Source organism: Pseudomonas sp. SIMBA_068, assembly GCF_046534705.1.
GTDB classification, from domain to species: domain Bacteria; phylum Pseudomonadota; class Gammaproteobacteria; order Pseudomonadales; family Pseudomonadaceae; genus Aquipseudomonas; species Aquipseudomonas putida.
Window position 1 is genome coordinate 1 of record NZ_JAWRYI010001240.1, and the last position, 248, is coordinate 248.

General features: G+C 64.1%; 1 protein-coding gene. It reads right to left on the minus strand.

The window, feature by feature from the left end:
• Positions 1-248: HAMP domain-containing protein (locus SB756_RS33510; protein ID WP_410913691.1), on the minus strand; the 248-nt coding region annotated here is incomplete at both ends.

Here is a 248-nt window from a genome sequence, read left to right on the forward strand (position 1 = left end):
GTCGGTTGCAGCTTGTCGAGGAAGCGGTTGAACCAGTTCGCCAGTTCGCCCAGTTCATCTTTCTTGGCGTACGCCAGGCGCTGGGTCAGGTCACCCTCGCCGCTGGCGATATCCTTGAGCATGGCTGCCACGTTGTTGATCGGGCGGGTGACGCCAGTGGCGGTCAGCCAGATCAGCAGCAGGCCCAGCAGCGCGGCGGCGGCGGCGATCAGTAAGGTCTTGATCAGGCTGCTGGCCTGGGCTTCGTC